Source organism: Mycolicibacterium sp. MU0053, assembly GCF_963378095.1.
GTDB classification, from domain to species: Bacteria; Actinomycetota; Actinomycetes; order Mycobacteriales; family Mycobacteriaceae; genus Mycobacterium; species Mycobacterium burgundiense.
In genome coordinates, this window is the sequence record NZ_OY726397.1 from 4,611,155 (window position 1) to 4,628,348 (window position 17,194).

14 protein-coding genes are annotated in these 17,194 nt (G+C 60.1%); 8 read left to right on the plus strand and 6 right to left on the minus strand.

Annotated elements, in window-relative coordinates; all coding sequences use genetic code 11:
* Window positions 1-75: 75 nt before the first annotated feature.
* Window positions 76-1,248, minus strand: a complete 1,173-nt coding sequence (locus RCP80_RS21935; RefSeq protein WP_308479683.1) for an NAD(P)/FAD-dependent oxidoreductase — start codon at window positions 1,246-1,248, stop codon at window positions 76-78.
* Window positions 1,249-1,352: 104 nt separating this feature from the next.
* Window positions 1,353-1,874, minus strand: coding sequence for an aromatic-ring-hydroxylating dioxygenase subunit beta (locus tag RCP80_RS21940; RefSeq protein WP_308479684.1), 522 nt, complete (start codon window positions 1,872-1,874; stop codon window positions 1,353-1,355).
* A 340-nt stretch (window positions 1,875-2,214) separates the two neighbouring features.
* Here RCP80_RS21940 and RCP80_RS21945 point away from each other — a divergent pair, with 340 nt between their 5' ends.
* The 7 genes from RCP80_RS21945 to RCP80_RS21975 all read left to right on the plus strand — a co-directional run bounded on the left by RCP80_RS21945 (window position 2,215) and on the right by RCP80_RS21975 (window position 9,927).
* Complete coding sequence (locus RCP80_RS21945; RefSeq protein ID WP_308479685.1) at window positions 2,215-3,561, plus strand: aromatic ring-hydroxylating oxygenase subunit alpha; 1,347 nt, start codon at window positions 2,215-2,217, stop codon at window positions 3,559-3,561.
* Window positions 3,562-3,847: 286 nt separating this feature from the next.
* Complete coding sequence (locus RCP80_RS21950; RefSeq protein WP_308479686.1) at window positions 3,848-4,678, plus strand: SDR family oxidoreductase; 831 nt, start codon at window positions 3,848-3,850, stop codon at window positions 4,676-4,678.
* Window positions 4,679-4,770: 92 nt separating this feature from the next.
* Complete coding sequence (locus RCP80_RS21955; protein ID WP_308479687.1) at window positions 4,771-5,931, plus strand: alpha/beta hydrolase family protein; 1,161 nt, start codon at window positions 4,771-4,773, stop codon at window positions 5,929-5,931.
* Window positions 5,928-6,866: a VOC family protein gene (locus RCP80_RS21960; RefSeq protein WP_308479688.1), complete on the plus strand. Its 939-nt coding sequence runs from the start codon at window positions 5,928-5,930 to the stop codon at window positions 6,864-6,866. The genes RCP80_RS21955 and RCP80_RS21960 overlap by 4 nt, the downstream gene beginning before the upstream one ends.
* 14 nt (window positions 6,867-6,880) lie before the next feature.
* A complete protein-coding gene (locus tag RCP80_RS21965) occupies window positions 6,881-7,618 on the plus strand; it encodes an SDR family oxidoreductase (protein WP_308479689.1) in 738 nt (245 codons plus the stop codon).
* 50 nt (window positions 7,619-7,668) lie between these two features.
* Window positions 7,669-8,898 (plus strand): CaiB/BaiF CoA transferase family protein, encoded by a 1,230-nt coding sequence (locus RCP80_RS21970; protein WP_308479690.1) that lies wholly within the window; start codon window positions 7,669-7,671, stop codon window positions 8,896-8,898.
* Between the two features lie 375 nt (window positions 8,899-9,273).
* Window positions 9,274-9,927, plus strand: coding sequence for a GntR family transcriptional regulator (locus tag RCP80_RS21975; protein ID WP_308479691.1), 654 nt, complete (start codon window positions 9,274-9,276; stop codon window positions 9,925-9,927).
* 157 nt (window positions 9,928-10,084) lie between these two features.
* Here the strand turns inward: RCP80_RS21975 and RCP80_RS21980 are convergent, their stop codons facing one another.
* From RCP80_RS21980 to RCP80_RS21995, 4 genes are all read right to left on the minus strand, one after another.
* Window positions 10,085-12,061 carry an acetoacetate--CoA ligase gene (locus tag RCP80_RS21980; RefSeq protein ID WP_308479692.1) on the minus strand — a complete coding sequence of 659 codons (1,977 nt, stop codon included), beginning with the start codon at window positions 12,059-12,061 and terminating at the stop codon, window positions 10,085-10,087.
* A 90-nt stretch (window positions 12,062-12,151) separates the two neighbouring features.
* Window positions 12,152-13,948, minus strand: coding sequence for an acyl-CoA dehydrogenase (locus tag RCP80_RS21985; protein ID WP_308479693.1), 1,797 nt, complete (start codon window positions 13,946-13,948; stop codon window positions 12,152-12,154).
* 103 nt (window positions 13,949-14,051) lie between these two features.
* Window positions 14,052-14,888 carry a cupin domain-containing protein gene (locus RCP80_RS21990; protein WP_308479694.1) on the minus strand — a complete coding sequence of 279 codons (837 nt, stop codon included), beginning with the start codon at window positions 14,886-14,888 and terminating at the stop codon, window positions 14,052-14,054.
* A 92-nt stretch (window positions 14,889-14,980) separates the two neighbouring features.
* Window positions 14,981-15,763 carry an SDR family NAD(P)-dependent oxidoreductase gene (locus RCP80_RS21995; RefSeq protein WP_308482975.1) on the minus strand — a complete coding sequence of 261 codons (783 nt, stop codon included), beginning with the start codon at window positions 15,761-15,763 and terminating at the stop codon, window positions 14,981-14,983.
* 274 nt (window positions 15,764-16,037) lie between these two features.
* Here RCP80_RS21995 and RCP80_RS22000 point away from each other — a divergent pair, with 274 nt between their 5' ends.
* Window positions 16,038-17,171, plus strand: coding sequence for an LLM class flavin-dependent oxidoreductase (locus RCP80_RS22000; RefSeq protein WP_308479695.1), 1,134 nt, complete (start codon window positions 16,038-16,040; stop codon window positions 17,169-17,171).
* Window positions 17,172-17,194: the final 23 nt, after the last annotated feature.

Consider the following 17,194-nt stretch of genomic DNA (forward strand, 5'->3'; position numbering starts at 1 on the left):
TTCTGGCGGCACGCGACAATGTGTTACGGAACGGCTGAAAATAGAGCTTGCGGCAGCACACCCAATGAGGCAGTGTTACACCGCCGCAGGACCCGTCAGGCCGAAGCGCCGGAACACGTCGTTGAGAGTGGCACCGCGGCGTAACACCGCATGGCAGTCCCGGAGGAGGTCACCATGACCACACGACGCCGCGCCGTGAAATGCGGAACCGTCGGTGAAAAGCGCAACAAAGTCGCCGTCTAGGTGGCCGTCGATCACGAGTACTTCATCCCCCGGATACCTACTCCCACAACAGCTGTACTGCCGGCCATACTGAGTAGTCGAGACGTACGGCAGGTGTCTGAACGGCACTCGCTCGTTGCGCGCCAGGTTACGGGCAACATGACGGCCGTGCTCGACGGCACCAGCCCAATGCCGGCTGAGGTTGCCAGCACTTCGGACCGCGTCACCCGCGGCGAACACCTTCGACACCGATGTTGCGCCTGCTGCATCACACACAATCCCTCGATCGATGGCCACGCCTGATCTTGAAAGCCAATCCGTGTCTGGCTCAGCACCGACGGCCGCGAGGACGTAGGCGGCCCGATAGCCACGACCATCACCGGTGACGATGCGGTAGGAACCCGGCCCACCGCGTACTTCAACTACCGGACTGCTCATCTGCATAACCACGCCGCGATGCCTGTGTAGCTTCAGCGAAGTAGCCGCGACTTCGGGCCCAAAAGTCTCCACTAGCGGCAAGGGCTGGGCTCCGAAAACCGTTACCTGCACCCCACTCTCTTGGAGGACCGCGGCGACTTCAAGCCCGATGAAACCCGCCCCGATGATCGCGATGTCATCGCAGGTCGCCGCTATGGCTCGCAGCGCCACCAGGTCATTCGTTGTGCGCAGAACAGGCAGCGGCGAACCTCCGGACGTTCGGACCACACGCGCACGAGCGCCGGTCGTAACGATCGCCGCGTCATAAGGAATTGGTTCGCCGTTGGTGGTGATCACGTTCTGGCGATCGATGTCCAGCGCTGTGGCGGCCTCCCCCAGCCGCAGGTCAATTTCTTGGCTGGCAAAGTGCTCGCTCGTACGCAAGGGCGGGGGGTGTTGATCGCCTACCGCGGCAAGTAGGTTGTTCGACAACGAGTGCCGCGCGTAGGGCGGAACGTCCTCCCCCGAAAGGATGGTAATTCGGCCCTCGAAGCCCGCGTCACGTAGACCATCCGCAGCCGAGATTCCGGCCGCGGATGCGCCGATCACTGCTACGTGTTGTAGCGCGCTCATTGCCTATTGGCGGCAGTGCCGGTGGGATGATTCGCCAATGCACTGTGGTTCGATCGAATCACGCGCACTCTTTCTTCCGCTCACAAAAATACGCCCAAATTCGGTGTCGCCAAAACCGTCTCGGTCAGGATGACCTCACGCCAAACCAGTTGTGGGCTGGGCGTCAGTTGGATCTTGTCGTACCGACGGGCCGGGATAAGGTGAAAATGCGGATCTATACCGCGTTGACGGTAAAGCAGCAGTGCGCTACTTACGTCAACAACGTCGCCATCGAAGCCGGTCACCTCAATGCTCCCCACGACCCGAAGAGTGCGTGACGGTGGAACTTCCGCATAGGCGAAGCCCGTGTTGAGGCGTTCCACGCGTTTGGCGATGGTGGCCTTGTTCTCTCGCAATCGAAAGGACGTTTTGCTGATCTCGTTAGAGCGCGGCTCCGTGGCTTGCCGGACCGGCACCACGTATTGCAGCTGCTCACCTAGCAGGTCCAGCCACTCCTCTTCGCGACCCTCGTCAAGTAGTCGTGCCTCAAGACCGAGAAACTGTGTGGCAGTTGCCAACAACGCTTCCAAGCGCACCTTATCCTCAGCAAGGGTCCCAGTCATTCGGATGCCTCCACTCTCGTTCGCTCGGCGCCGTGAGCGCAGATGATCGCCGCACCGCTACTTCGTCGAACATGCTGGCGCAGACCACTTCTGCACGCGCAAATGTCTCGCGAGTGCAGCAGCCGCCCGAGCACGTAGCGGGTCGCCGATCAGACGACGGTAACTTTCAGGCCTCATCATCGGAAGTGAATATCGTCGATCTTTGGCATTGATTACATCGATGTCGCGGAAGCCTTTACACATCGACACGATCAATATTAGAGATCGAAAAACATCACTGGTCACGATGCCAAACTGTTCGTAACGTCGGGGCAGCACAAACCGGCGATTTGGAGGACTGATGACGGACATCCTGGCACCGCAACTGCCTAGCCGCCTCGATGACATCCTGAACCGGGTCGAGGCCGGGCTCGGCCAAGACCTCGTGCCGGTTGACATCTTTAATGACCCTGGCGTCTTCGCTGCCGAAATGGAGCGTATCTTCCTCAGGACTTGGGTATACGTGGCTCACGAGACCGAGATTCCGAATCCCGGCGACTTCGTTCAGCGGCGTATCGGAGTGGACCCCGTGATCGTCACCCGAGACGGCGACGGCGACATCCACGTCCTGTCAAACTACTGCCGCCACCGTGGAACCCAAGTCTGCCAGACTGATCAGGGTAACTCGCGCTTCTTCAAGTGCCCCTATCACGGCTGGACGTACTCCAACAACGGCGACCTCATCGGCACGCCATTCATGAAGCGTGCCTACGGGGTTCGCCTGGACAAGTCGGAGTGGGGCCTCTTGAAGGCCCCACGCGTCGAGTCCCGCCATGGCTTGATTTTCGCCTCCCTATCGCCCGACGTGGGCTCGCTAGAGGATTACCTCGGCGGTGCCGGCTGGATGCTCGACACACTCCTCACCTTGCACCCCGACGGAGTACGCGTCGTAGGGCCGCCCGACCGTTATCGCGTCCAGGCAGACTGGAAGACTGCCGCAGAGAACTTCTGCGGCGATGTGTATCACGTCCCGACACTCCACAAGAGCGGGCCAGAGATCGGGTTGTCCGGACCTATTGACTTCGTGTGTGAAGCCGCTCGCCCGTATGAGTTCGAAAACGGTCACTCATTCCTCGGAATCGCCTGGACGACAATTGACCCGAACATGACGCTGTGGGGCTATCCGCCTCACATCAAAGATGCGTTCGAGCTATCCCACCTCGACGAGTCACAGCTTTATGTGGCGACTAACGATGGCCCGATTGTCGGCACGATCTTCCCCAACCTGAGCTTCGTTCGATCCGCGTCCGGAGATGGTGCCGGCTCGATGTCGATCTCCACCTCATTTCGACAATGGCAGCCGATTGGGCCCGGCGAACTCGAAGTATGGAGCTGGCAGATCGTGTGGAAATTTCAGAACGACGATTCCTCGAAAGAGGATGCAAGGCTGGGCCAGATGGCGTTTGGCTCGGGAGGCGTGATTGAACAGGACGACACGGTCGCATGGGAAGGAGTCGCACGGGCCGCCTCCAGCCCTTGGGCTAGGCAACGCCAGATGCAACTCCATTTTCAGCAGGGCAATGACTCACCGGTCGATCAGTCTCCTGACCCCGACTGGAACGGCCCCGGTATCCGACGGCGGACCGGCTACGGTGAACACCTCCAGCTGAGCTTCTATCGGCAATGGCTGCAAGCTATGCGGGGCTGATCGCTGTCAGCGGGCCTACGTGGTGCGGCCGGGCGGATCGATCGTGGGATCAAAACTCATGGGGTGGCGCAACGGGCGTCGATCGAATCGATCAATCCGCATTGCTCAAAAAGGCTGCAGCAGTACAGAAATTAAATATTCAAGGCCGGGCTCTCCATCGCAATCGCGACCGGCAGACTCGCTTCTCGAGCGCCCCAGATGTCACGTCGTGGCGGGCGGCCGAAGCAGGGAGAATCTCCGCGCAATACCGCAACGCAGGCTGCTTGGTACAGGAAAGGACGCGTTCATGAAAATGCTCGATGGAGACGTTGCATTGATCCTCGGTGGCGGATCAGGTCTAGGCCTAGGCATCGCTCGGCACTTCCTCAGCGAGGGCGCTGAGGTCGCAATTTTCGAAGTGTCGGAACAGAAGCTACGTGACCTCGAGGACGAATTCGGCGACAAAGTGTTGCTGGTCCGCGGAGATGTCACCAATGTGGATGACCTAACCGAGTGCCGGGAAAGAATCGTGCATCGCTGGGGGAAACTGAATTGTCTCATCGGTGCGCAAGGAATCTTCGACGGCAACATTCCGTTGCGAGACGTACCGGTCGAACTGGTCGGCGGCCTCTTCGATGAGCTGTTTCACGTCAATGTTCTGGGTTACTTCCTAGCCAGCAGGGTGTTCTTGGAGTTACTGGAAGCCGAGTTGGGAGCGATCGTATTGACATCCTCCGTAGCCGCCTACGCGGCCGATGGCGGTGGATTGATGTACACCGCGTCCAAAGGCGCTGTCGTGAGCGCCGTGCGGCAGTTGGCCTTCGAGTTCGCGCCGAAAGTGCGAGTTAACGGTGTCGCGCCCGGCGCCATCGCTGACAGCCAACTGCGGGGGCCCGCGACTTTGGGTCTCCAAGACGCAAAGCAATCGGACATCCCCAAGGAGGCAATGGAAGCCAGCTTCGAAAGCATGTCGCTGATGCGGCGGCTTCCAACACCTTCCGACTATGCCTATGTGTATTCGCTGTTGGCGTCACGACACAACGCTGTGACGACAGGCCAGACCGTGCTCCTGGAGCAAGGCGGCCTCAATCGCGCGATTCTGAGCGACCCGCACGTATCAGGCGGAATAGGCGTGTAGCTCACTGCCCTTACCAACGGCACACACCCCCGCGTTGCGACTCTTCCGTCCGATGAGTTGCGGTAGCCCCCAGAACACGAGAGCAGGTAAGCATGACCGTGGTCAACACTTCGACCGGGCCCGAGAAACAAACACTGGAAGGCGCCAAAGAGTGGCTTCGAAACCACCTTGAACTTCGGCGATATCCAATGAATTTCGACGACGTTGAGGCTGCCAGCCGCACCATAGATGAGTTGGCTGGGATCGATCCTGTGTCGTGGAGTAGGGGCTGGCTTGCCACTGCGTCGGCGTTTTCTTCGGAGGCGCAAGCCGCAGCTGATGCAGGTGACATCACGGCTGCCCGCGCCGCATGGTGGAAGGCGTACCAGTTCGCGTTCCTAGGCCGCTACCCGGTGCCGAACCATCCCGCGAAGGCCGATGCATACGACAGGGCCCGCGAATACTTCTTCCGCGCTAGGTCGCTGGATGACCCACCCCTCGAACGGGTCGAGGTTCCGTTCGCGGGCAGAGAGGGCGAAGGTGACACTGTCGCGTTCTACGTAGTCCGGCCGAAGGCGGTGAACAACCCCCCAGTACTGATCTACTGGGCGGGAATCGATGGCTGGAAGGAAGAATCACTCATCGGCTGTGAGCGGTTCTGGAGCCTGGGTATCGCCACAATACACACCGACATGCCCGGGGTTGGGGAGTCGCCAGTCCTTGCCGGAATCGACGCCGAGCGGATGTGGGATCCCATTTTTGAATGGATCACCAACAGTGATTTGGACGCGAAGCGTGTGGCGGTGATGGGTGGATCGTTTGGCGGGTATTGGGCTACGAAACTGGCGCACACTCACCGCGATCGGCTTGTCGCGGCCGTCAACTGGGGAGGCGGAATCCACCTGACGTTCCAACCATCGTGGCAAAAGAAGTCCCGCAACGCCTCGTCGTATCTGATGGACTTGATGGCCGCGCGGGCGCGGATCTTCGGCGGCTCGACGTTCGAAGACTACGTCGCGCGTTGTCCCGAGTTATCGCTTCTTGACCAAGGCGTGCTCGATACGCCGTGCTGCCCACTGCTGCTGGCGAACGGAAAGGATGACCTCCAGAACTCGTCGGCAGATATCACGCTGGCGCTCGAGCATGGTGATCCTAAAACGGCTCGGTTGTACCCGGGGGGCCACATGGGGGCCGACATGAAATCGATCCGAGATGTCATCGCCAACTGGCTTGGCGGACACCTCATCGGGACCGGCAAAGGAGTTCACGAATGAATACGTCGCCCATCACGCACCTACGGCATGTCGACCTTGCGATGCCCGAGCTCGAAAGACAACTCGTCTTCTACCGCGATGTCTGGGGACTGACAGAGGTCGCCAATGATTCCGGCGTTCACTTCCTGGCTGCGGAGGGCTCACCTGAGCACTACATCCTGCGGCTCCGACAGGACGATTTGAAGAGGCTCGACCTGATGTCCTTCGGGGCTGAGTCAGCTGCTGACATCGACCGGTTGACGAATTACCTTGTCGGACAAGACGTAAACCTCGTACATGAGCCGCGCGCACTGGACACCCCGGGAGGCGGGTACGGCGTGCGATTCTTCGACTGCGAGGGGCGGGTGATCGAGGTGTCTGCTGACGTCGCCGTGCGAGACCATCGGAAGATCGAGGCTCGCGAGTCTATTCCTGTACGTCTGTCACATTTCGTAGTCAACTCTCCGACGCCCGAGACAACCGTCGACTGGTACCAGAAGCACCTGGGCTTCCGACTCTCGGACACCATGGCGCTGCCGAACGTAGGGGGCTTCATGTGGTTTCTGCGTTGCAACCAATGGCACCACAGCATCGCAATAGCCCGCGGCCCTCACGTAGCGAACAACCATATTTCATTTGAGATGCGCGGGCTCGACGAGTACATGCGCGGTACCGGCCGCCTCTTACGGGCGGGTGTGGAGAAAGTGTGGGGCCCGGGGCGACACAAGGCCGGCGACAACACCTTCAGCTACTTCCTGGATCCAGTCGGCAACGTTGCCGAATACACCACCGAACTTACCGTGATCGACGAAGACAGCTGGCACCCATCGACGTTCAACGCGGCCGAGCCAGATGTTTCCGATCAGTGGGGCACAGCGAACCCGGCCGACGAGCTCGTCGCCGCAAAGTCGTTCAACGATCCGGACAAAGGACTCTTTATTGCGCCGCCAATTTGACACCTAAGGAAGAAATGGCAAACCTCTCTTACGACTTCTCGGGTCAAACGGTCATTGTCAGTGGCGGGGCACGTGGCATCGGCTTGGAGCTGGGGCGACGCTTCGTGAAAGCCGGTGCGGATGTGTTCCTTGTTGACCATGACCACGTCGAACTGGGCTGTGCCGCAGCCGAAGTAGGCGCGATAGCGGCTTCTGTCGACGTCACCAATACCGATGCGGTCACCTCCATCGTTGGGCAAGTGATCGCCGAAACCGGTCGGATCGACGTAGTGGTCGACAACGCCGGAATCCTTCGGGACAAGACGCTCTGGAAGATCAGCGACGAGGACTGGGATCAAGTTCTTGCCACGCACCTCGGTGGAACGTTCAAGCTGACGCGTGCGTGTGTGCCACACTTCCGAGCTCGAGGCTTTGGTCGCGTCGTCAACGTCACTTCGTTCACCGGCCTACACGGCAACATCGGTCAAGCAAACTATGCCGCTGCCAAGGCAGGGATTGTCGGGTTCACCAAGACCGCGGCCAAGGAGCTTGCTCATTTCGGCGTGACCGTGAATGCGATATCGCCCAACGCTGAAACGCGCATGATCGCGTCCATACCGGACGACAAGAAAGCTGAGCTGGCCGCCCAGATCCCGATGGGCCGATTCGCCGAGCCGGCTGAAATGTTCTCTGCGGTAGCCTTTCTGGCCTCGCGAGAAGCCGGCTACGTCACGGGTGTGGTACTGCCGGTCGACGGCGGAATGTCGATGTAACGACCCGTCAGAAGAATGCCACTACAACACTTGAGTTCGGGTGATTCGTCATGACCAATATGTCTGATTTCGCCGCGGTCGACGCTGGTCAGGATAGCCCCGGACCGCTGGCCGGCCTTGTGGTCGTTGACTTGAGCCGGGCGCTGGCCGGCCCCCACGCGGCAATGATGCTCGGTGACCTCGGGGCGGAGGTGCTCAAGGTGGAAAGCACTATTGGTGGTGATGACACGCGGAACTGGGGACCACCGTTCATCGAGCCGAAGGGTGCAGATCGAGAATCCACATACTTCCTCTGCGCGAACCGCAACAAGAGATCTGTCACCCTCAATCTGAAGGCGCAGTCGGACCGTGAGGCCTTGCACACGTTGCTGGGTAGTGCGGACGTTCTCATCGAGAACTTCCGACCGGGAACCATGGACCGACTCGGCCTCGGCGAAGCGACTCTAAAGAAACTCAACGAGCGCCTGATCACATTGTCCATCAGTGGTTTCGGCCATGACGGTCCAGAAGGCGGTCGCGCCGGGTACGACCAGATCGCTCAGGGCGAAGCCGGTCTCATGGCGGTGACCGGTGCCGGACGGCACGATCCCCAACGCGTCGGGGTTCCTATCGCAGATCTGCTTGCCGGCATGTACGGCGCCTTCGGCGTCCTAGCGGCGCTACACGAACGCGAGCGCACGGGCTGCGGCAAGATGGTCCGCACATCACTGCTATCGGCTGTGGTCGGGGTGCACGCCTTCCAAGGTACGAAATGGACCGTGGCCGGACTGCCGGCAGAGCCTTCAGGCAACCACCATCCCTCGATCTGCCCGTACGGAATGTTTGATACCGCAGACGGCAAGATCCAGATCGCAATAGGCAGCGACGGCCTGTGGAGACGATTCTGTGAAAGATTCGGACTCGACCCGTCGGCAGAAGGAATGGCGTCCAACCCGGAACGTGTTGCGAATCGAGACCGGGTGAACGACGTGGTCCAGCGTAAGTTCGCCTACTGCCCGACCGATCGACTGCTCGCTACCCTCGATCGAATCGGTGTTCCCGCCGGAAGGATCCGCAGTATTCGTGAGGTTTACGAGTGGGAGCAGACGCGATCACAGGGGTTACTCGTGGACGTTGAACATGCGACGCTCGGCACGATCACTCTACCTGGCCCACCAATTCGATTTTTCGATGTTGCCGGTCCAGAACGAACGCGGCGCACGCACACTGCGCCCCCGACGCTCGGATCGGACAATAGCCTCATAAGCGAACTCCGAGCGGGTCGTCGATGGTTGCCGTGACCGCACCCGAACTGATCATCGCTGTTCGCAGACCGCCTGCGCAATCCAGGCATCACGACACCGCCACGCCTCAACACCGGCCGGCCCGGCCTGGTCCGCGTCCCAACCCTCGTGGCGGTCGACTTTCACCGCACGATGGCCGATGGCCGGGGCAATCTGTGCGGGTCAGCGGACTACTAGCCGCAGGTAGATGCTCGCTCCATGCTCCGCTCGACTCGCCTATTGGGGCGTCGACTGAGTACTATGCATAATGTTGATACGGTGGTGAGAACTGCGAGGGAACCGGTGAACACAACATGGCCCAATTATTGCGATGGCATTCATTAGTACAACGGTGTTTCCAACCCCCCAGACCCGCAAGAAAGACTCAAGCGCATGAGTGACGTGATTCTGCCACGGACCATGTCGAACATGATCGCCGAGGCGCTCCGAGATCAGATACTTTCCGGTGAAATCCCCACCGGTACGCGCCTACAACAGAACGATATTGCCGCGCGATTCCGAGTAAGCAGCACCCCCGTGCGCGAGGCGTTCGCTGAGCTACGCCGACAGGGCCTGGTTTCGGGGCACGAGCACCGCGGGGTGCGCGTCGCTCGCCCCACGCTCCACGATGTAATCAACACCTCAGATGTACTCGAGTTACTCGAGAAGCCGTGCATTGTGGCCTCGGTACCGCATCTCACCGATGAGGATCTAGCCAAAGCGCGAGATCTTATGAGCGCGCACCGAAGCGTCCCGGCGAACGAGTGGCGCCGCCGACTCGACCTTGACACAGCCTTTCATACCGCGCTTCTCGTCCGGTGTCCTAACACCAAACTCAAAGAACTGTCAGCGGAATGCCACCGAGAATCTGCCGCGCACAAGCTGATGACCTCCGCCCTCGAAGGCGAGGACCTGATGGAAACGGTGTACGCCCAGCACGAGGCCATCATGGAGGCCTGCGAGGCACGGAACGCCAGACAGGCGGGTGCTCGTACTGTCGATCACATCCGTTGGGGCCGTGAGGCTGTTCGCATGGGGCTCAAGTAGCAGGGCAGCACTGACTGAAACGCTCATTTCATCTCGGAACTCGCCGGTGTCGCAGGATCGCTCTGTGACACCGGATCGCACCCAGCCTTGATGGAGTGACCTCTCTGGCTGCCGTCCCGCACCTCGACGCCCACCGTGGCCGATCAACTATTCAGGCTCAACCGCCGGACGGTGTGGTTTCTTGCTGTAGTCGTCGGCATGCGAAATCGACGTACCAGTCTACGATTTCGGGGTTGTCGGTCGCGCTCGGATCGACGACCGACGCAGGGATCGCACCTTGCATGAGTCGTTTGACAGGGACTTCTAGTTTCTTTCCGGTGCGCGTGTGCGGGATGCCAGGTGCAGCGATGATTTCGTCCGGTATATGCCGTGGTGATGCATCGCGACGTATCGCATCGATGATGCGCTCGCGCATCGGTCCATCAAGCTGGCTCCCAGGGGTCGGAACAATGAACAGTGGCATCCAATAGCTGCCGTCGCTGTTCTCAACTCCCAAGACCAGAGCCTCTTGGACCCCGGGCAGGACTTCCACCGCGTCGTAGATGTCGGCGCTGCCCATCCGCACACCGCGGCGGTTCAGCGTGGCATCAGACCTGCCGTGCATGATCACCCCGCCGGTGTCGGTGACAGTGATCCAGTCTCCCTGTCGCCACACCCCCGGGAACGTCGCAAAATAGGTGTCTCGGTAGCGTTTGCCGTCGGGATCACGCCACAACCTCAGGGGCATGGACGGCATCGGCGACGTGACGACAAGCTCTCCTACCGCCCCACGGACGGACTGGCCGTCGTCATCAAAGGCGTCGACAGCGACCGCAAGGCACGGAGCAGAGATTTCTCCAGCCCGGGTCGGCAAATTCGGCGCGCTGCCGACGAGTCCGCTGACAACATCGGTTCCGCCGCTTACCGAAGAGACGCGCACATCTGGCCCCAGCGCTTCTGCTAGCCACCGAGCGGTATCCGGGGGAAGCGGGGCACCCGTGACGCCTACACTTCTCAAGCCCGAAAGCGGTCGACCGTCATCACGCAGCGTGCTACCACTCTTCTGACACCTCATCAGGTGTCCCGGACTCAGCCCCAACACCGTCACACCCAGTTGGTCCGCGAGATCCCAGAGCCCTCCCTCAGCCGGGAATCCCGGACTGCCGTCGTAGCAAACAATGCGGGCTCCGACCAGAAGACCACCTACGACGGTGTTCCACAGCATCCAACTCGGCGTCGTAAACCAGAAGAAGGTGTCCGCAGCCCCGATGTCAAAATGAAGTCCAAGGGACTTGAACTGCTCGAGCAGCACGCCGCCGTGCCCGTGGACCATTCCTTTCGGGACACCGGTGCTTCCGGATGAGAAGACCACCCATAAGGGGTGATCGAACGGTACGGCGACAGGATCAACTGCGACGTCCCCCTCCGTCGCTTGAGACCATGACATCGCGCCGGGAACGCCGCATCCGAGTCTCTCGATGGCAATTGTCAGACGGACGCTGGGCATCGCGGATGCCAGCGAAGCAACCGCTTCCGACCGATCCTGTGCCACGCCGTTGAATCCATAGCCATCGGCGACTATGAGTACCGCAGGTTCTAGCTGTCCAAGCCGCGCCAGCGCTGCCGTGGCAGCGTAGTCTTGGCCGCACCCGGCCCAGATGGCCCCGATGCTGGCAGTAGCCAAGAAGGCTATGACGGCCTCCGGCACATTCGGGACATAACCAACTACACAGTCCCCGGATCCGACGCCATGGTCCGTAAGGGTATGTGCGAGGGCGCCAACCTGTCGACGTAGTTCGCGCCAGGTAACAGTCTGATGCGCCGTTCCAGGTTCGCCACCGCCGACTATTGCGATGTCGTCATCATTTCCGTGCCGGAGCACATGATCCACGTAGTTCAAACGGGCATGAGGGAACCACGACGTCGACGGCATTCGCAGGTCGGCGATTGGCGGACCCGGCTCACTTGTCGATGACACTGAGAAGAAGTCCCAGACCGCCTGCCAGAACTCATCCAGTTGCGTAACGGACCACCTGTGCAGATCGCGATAGGTGGGAAGTTCAATGTGATGGCGGTCCTCGACGAACTTCGTAAAGTGCGCAATTCGCGATTCGGACATCGCCTCCGGGTCGGGTTGCCAAATGATGTCGGTCATGACCGACCTCCTTGCGGTTGGGTGGGGACCAAGGGTGTGCTCGAAGCTATTGAGACGAGCGGGATTTGAAGAGACGCTGGCTTCACCGGTCTAGAACCAGCGCTCTTCCATCTCCACAGTCGTTCGATCAAGCTGTTCTAGTAGGTCAAGCTGTGCAGCGGTTCTGGGCAGTTCATACTTGAAGAAGTATCGCGCAGCTTGCCTCTTGCCAGCGTAGAAGTCACCCTCGCCTCGATCGGCAACATTCCTTTGTTGCAGCCAGACCCACGCGACAATGATGTGCCCGAAGGCCTCCAGATACAACGAACTGTTGGCCAGCGCTACGCCCCGGTTATCGCAAGACACCAAGACCTGACTAACCGCCGCCAGCCTTTCCCAATGAGCCGCCAGCTCAGTAGCCATTTCTGCCGCCTCGCCTCCGGTCGCAATGGCACTCACGATCGTTTCAGTGACAACCGATGTGAGCCTTTCGAACAGCGCCCCGCGGTCCTCAGACACTTTGCGACCGAGGAGATCCAGACCTTGAATCCCGTGTGTACCTTCATGAATCGAGTTCAGCCGGTTGTCGCGAAAGTGCTGCTCCACGTCATACTCGCGGGTGTACCCACATCCCCCGTGCACTTGAATCGCCAGATTGTTGGCCTCCAGGCACCACTGCGAGGGCCAACTTTTGGCAATCGGTGTGAGAATGCTCAACAGCTGGTTGGCGGCAGCGGCTTCCGCATCACCGCGTGGGCTAGCCGCGATATCTACCAATCGCGCACAGTAGAGCAGCAGACCAAGAGCGCCCTCAGCGTATGCTTTCTGCGCCAGCAGCATTCGTTTCACGTCCGGATGTCCGATGATGGGCATCTGGGCGCTCGCCGGCCCAGGGCGATCCAGCGGACGACCCTGTGGGCGTTCACGTGCATACTGAATTGATTTGAGGTACCCGGTGTAACCCAGTGCCGTAGCACCCATACCCACAGCGAGGCGTGCCTCGTTCATCATGTGGAACATGTAGCGCAAGCCATAATGGCGCTCCCCCACCAGGTAGCCGATTGCGCCGGCGCCACCCTCTGGCGTGAACCGACCTTCGCCGAAGTTCAGTACGGTGTTGACGGTCCCGCGGTATCCCATCTTGTGATTGACACCCGCGAGAACAACGTCGTTGCGATCCCCGAGAGCACCATCCCTGTTGACAAGATATTTCGGTACGACGAAGAGCGAGAGACCGCGAGTACCTCCGGGCCCGCCTGGAATCCTGGCCAATACGAGATGGATTATGTTCTCGCTGAGGTCATGATCACCGCCTGAGATCCACATCTTGGACCCATAGAGCTTGTAGCTCCCGTCGTCTTGGGGTTCAGCCCTGGTAGTGATGTCCGCAAGTGACGATCCGGCATCTGGTTCTGAGAGGCACATCGTTCCCAGGGCCCGTCCCGCCAGCATCGGCTTGACGAACAGGTTGACCTGGTCTCGTGAGCCAAATCTGGAGATCAGATTGGCGTTGGCGAGAGTCAGCAGCAGGTAGCCAAAGGTGCTTACATTCGCCGCTGCGAAATACGCGAAAGCAGCCTGCGATACCACCCGAGGTAGCTGCGATCCACCAACACTGGAGTCCATGCCTACACCGAGAAGTTCCGAGCGGTTGAACGCGTCAATCGCTTCTTTGACCTCGCTTATCACTTGCACTGACTCACCATCGAAATGCGGGTCGTGGATGTCACTCTTCTTGTTGTGCGGCGCAAAGCGTTGTTCAGCGAGTCGCTCGCACAGGTCCAAGGTCGCCTCGAAAGTGGAGCGGTCGTGCTCGGCATAGCGAGCGCGGTCGGTGAGCGCGTCCACCTTGAGCCATTCGAAGAGGAGGAAGTCGAGATCCCTCCTGGACAACAAGGTTGACTTCATCGGTGGTCTTCAGGTGTCCATTGGACCCGCGGCCGCACATCGTCATCCAATGTTACTTCCCGACAACAGATTCGACCGATGTCCCAGTAAACCTCGGAAACGGTCATGTAGAAAGAGGTCCCGTGGCTCGGATCGGCAGTCCATCATGATTGACGCCGTTGACTGCGAAGTCGACGCCGATGTCCCACGGTTGCCCCTCCTCGGGGACCGGCGTAAGGATCGCAAGATGCTTCTCCGTGACGGCGCCTTCGTTGTACTGGCGATGTGGAACTCCGGCCGGCAGAACCACGAGGGTGTTCGCCGCCACCGTTTGGCGTTTCATCGCAACCTCGACGGTCAGCTCACCTTCGAGGACGAAGTAGTATTGATCGAATTCATGGATATGCGTACCGGGTCCGCTCTTACCGGCATCCACCTCGGCCAAACTGATCACGATATGGTCAGAGCCCGAAGCCGGCGAGGCGAGTGGTGTCATCCTGAATCCTGGCATTGGTTCGCTTGTTTCGACATCCTGGGCCGACACGACGTAGCCTCGACGCTCCGTCCGGTCCTCGACCGGCACGTCCGCGACATTGTCGACAAAGTGGACGATGGGCTGTACCGGGGAAGGCGCCGGCACAATGATCTCGAAGTGGGTCTCGGCACCTGGCCCATCGTTCCAGTTGCAGTGCGGCAGCCCAGCCGGAATGAATACCAGCGAGCCGGGCCCCGCGACATACTCCTCGTCACCGAGACGCACATTGGTGGAACCGCTCACCATGTAGTAGATCTGGTCGACGCGGTGATAGTGCAGGCCCGGGCCACAGCCCCCTTCGCCGATATGGCTAGCCAACATGAGCGCGCTCTCGAGATTGGACAAGATCTGAGCGTGATACTTGGGGAAGCCCGTGTCGTATGTCTTTGTCGCGTCGAGGCGACGAACGTATTCCATCACAGCCATTTGATTACCTCCTGTTTGTTTCTGCTATTGGTACCGCGCGCCAGCCATCCTCAGTTGGCCTTTCCTCCAATCATCCACGCGTTCAGTGAGACTCAAGTGATTGTGAGCCCGCCGTCGACAACGATGGTTTGGCCAACCACATAACCGGCCGCTGGAGATGCCAGCCAAACCGCGGTCGCCGCGAGTTCTGTTGGATCACCCATTCGGCCAAGCACCGTGCGCTGCTGCTGACTGTCCAGGTAGCCCTGCTGATACGCGCCGGTCATCTCTGAGTGAAAGAATCCCGGGGCCAGAGCGTTGACACGGATGCCTTTACGAAGGCCCCATTGCTGGGCCAGGTCTCGGGTCAAGCCCATGAGGCCGGCCTTGCTGGCGCTATAGGCGGCTTGCGGAAGCCCACCAGTCGTGATGCCTAAGATGCTGGCAATGTTGATGATCGAGCTTCCCGTCCGCATCACGCGCCCGCATGCTTGAGCCATCCAGTAGGCGCCGTTGAGGTTCACATCGATGACGGAACGAAACTGCTCCGGCGTCTCACGGGTAGCGGGATGTGCGGATCCGACGCCAGCATTGTTGATCAACACGTCAACGGCGCCGAACGCAGCGATGGCTTCGCTCACCACTCGATCGCATTGACCGGGGTCTGCCACATCAGTTACTACGCAAAGCGCGCCGCGCCCGGTCGCCTCGATCGAGACGGCGGTCTCATTCAGTCCGTCAGCACGTCGAGCGGCCAGAACGACATCGGCCCCTGCTTCGGCCAGGGCTTGCGCAAAGGCGACTCCCAATCCAGATGACGCGCCTGTGACCAGCGCGACCTTGCCGTCGAGCCTGAAGGAGTCGAGAACTTGATGAGTCGTCGTCGGCGCCGGCAGACGGCCGTTCGTCCCATGCGTCAGCGGTAACTCGCTATCGACACCCCAGACGTAGTCGTGTATCTGTTCGACTTGACGGAGGCGCCTCCTTGGGGGTTCGGGGCGCTCCCCGTGCTCCCCGCCTGGGACTACTTTCCGCCTGAGCGGGTGGTGAGCACTCGTCATCACACTTCCTCTGACATCTCTTGCGCGGACGTTCTACCGATTATGCATAATGGGTTGTCGTTAGTACATTGGCAAGTTAGTATGAGTATGAAAGCGAAAGGAAGCCAGCATGGAAATCGGGATCTTTGGAGGCGCGGACTATCAGAGCCCTGCGATGCCTCACGGCTGGCCGCGGCGGCCCCGCTTCTACGAGCCAGAGCTCGCGCGCAAGGCACACGAGGACTCAATGATGCTGTACGAGTTGGCGGACGACATCGGCTTGGACTTCGTGACCGTCTCCGAACATCATTACGGCGGACCGGGGCTCGAGCCGAACTGTCACATTACGGCCGCCGTTCTCGGCGAGCGGATGAAGAACGCCAGAATTGCCCTTCTCGGACCCAACCTCCCAATGAACAATCCCGTACGGCTCGCAGAGGAAATTGCTCAACTTGATCTCCTGAGCGGCGGGAAGATCTACGGAGTTGCGTTGCTGCGTGGGACACCGAACGAGGTCATCACCTACTTCAACAATCCTGCTGAGTCGCGTGATGTTTGGGAGGAGAGCGTCCAGCTGATTTTGCGTGCGTGGAAGGAGCCCGAGCCCTTCGGTTGGGAAGGCGTTCACCACCGCTTCCGCACTATTGCCGTATGGCCGAAATTCCTGGACGCGGCACCCCCACGAGTCATGCTCTCGGGCAACAGTCTGGAATCGGTCGACTTCGCTTTGAAGATGGGCAGCGATATCGCCATCAGCTACGGCACTCCCGAAGCAACGGGTCGTTCCATCGAACGGTTCCACGATGGGGCCGCCGCGCTCGGTCGTGAGGTGGGACATGGGAACGTTCTCTACCGCAACTTTGTGTACGTCGCGGAGACCGAGGAACGCGCACGCCAAGAATGCGCTGAGCACGGCTTCGGATCAATGACGTTCTTCCGCCCGCCAACTGCCGCAGCCGCTGCGGTCTTTCAAGAATCGGTGAAAGGCTCGTACGGCGATTCTGCCGGAGTCACGCGGGAGTCCCTCGAAAAGCCGCTAGGCACCTGGGGCGCTCCGCGTTTCGTGGGCACTCCGGACCAGGTTTTCGAGGCCATCCGCGAGTACCACCAGCTCGGCGTTGGAGCGATGGATTTCAGCTTCGGCGGATTCGGCCTGCCGACGGAACTCGCGAAGAAGAACCTCGAGATGTTCGCTCGGCACGTCCTGCCTGAGGTTCACAAATTGCCAAACAGCGTTAACACCAAGGCCAATGCAAACGCCTGACCAAAGACCAGGCTTTAAGGAGA

What these genes read in the sequence shown, in the direction of transcription:
- RCP80_RS21950 (WP_308479686.1), top strand. Translation starts at nt 3,848, where the DNA reads ATGAAAATGCTCGATGGAGACGTTGCATTGATCCTCGGTGGCGGATCA.
- RCP80_RS21955 (WP_308479687.1), top strand. Translation starts at nt 4,771, where the DNA reads ATGACCGTGGTCAACACTTCGACCGGGCCCGAGAAACAAACACTGGAA.
- RCP80_RS21990 (WP_308479694.1), bottom strand. Translation starts at nt 14,888, where the DNA reads ATGGCTGTGATGGAATACGTTCGTCGCCTCGACGCGACAAAGACATAC.
- RCP80_RS21985 (WP_308479693.1), bottom strand. Translation starts at nt 13,948, where the DNA reads ATGAAGTCAACCTTGTTGTCCAGGAGGGATCTCGACTTCCTCCTCTTC.
- RCP80_RS21945 (WP_308479685.1), top strand. Translation starts at nt 2,215, where the DNA reads ATGACGGACATCCTGGCACCGCAACTGCCTAGCCGCCTCGATGACATC.
- RCP80_RS21975 (WP_308479691.1), top strand. Translation starts at nt 9,274, where the DNA reads ATGAGTGACGTGATTCTGCCACGGACCATGTCGAACATGATCGCCGAG.
- RCP80_RS21970 (WP_308479690.1), top strand. Translation starts at nt 7,669, where the DNA reads ATGACCAATATGTCTGATTTCGCCGCGGTCGACGCTGGTCAGGATAGC.
- RCP80_RS22000 (WP_308479695.1), top strand. Translation starts at nt 16,038, where the DNA reads ATGGAAATCGGGATCTTTGGAGGCGCGGACTATCAGAGCCCTGCGATG.
- RCP80_RS21940 (WP_308479684.1), bottom strand. Translation starts at nt 1,874, where the DNA reads ATGACTGGGACCCTTGCTGAGGATAAGGTGCGCTTGGAAGCGTTGTTG.
- RCP80_RS21960 (WP_308479688.1), top strand. Translation starts at nt 5,928, where the DNA reads ATGAATACGTCGCCCATCACGCACCTACGGCATGTCGACCTTGCGATG.
- RCP80_RS21965 (WP_308479689.1), top strand. Translation starts at nt 6,881, where the DNA reads ATGGCAAACCTCTCTTACGACTTCTCGGGTCAAACGGTCATTGTCAGT.
- RCP80_RS21980 (WP_308479692.1), bottom strand. Translation starts at nt 12,061, where the DNA reads ATGACCGACATCATTTGGCAACCCGACCCGGAGGCGATGTCCGAATCG.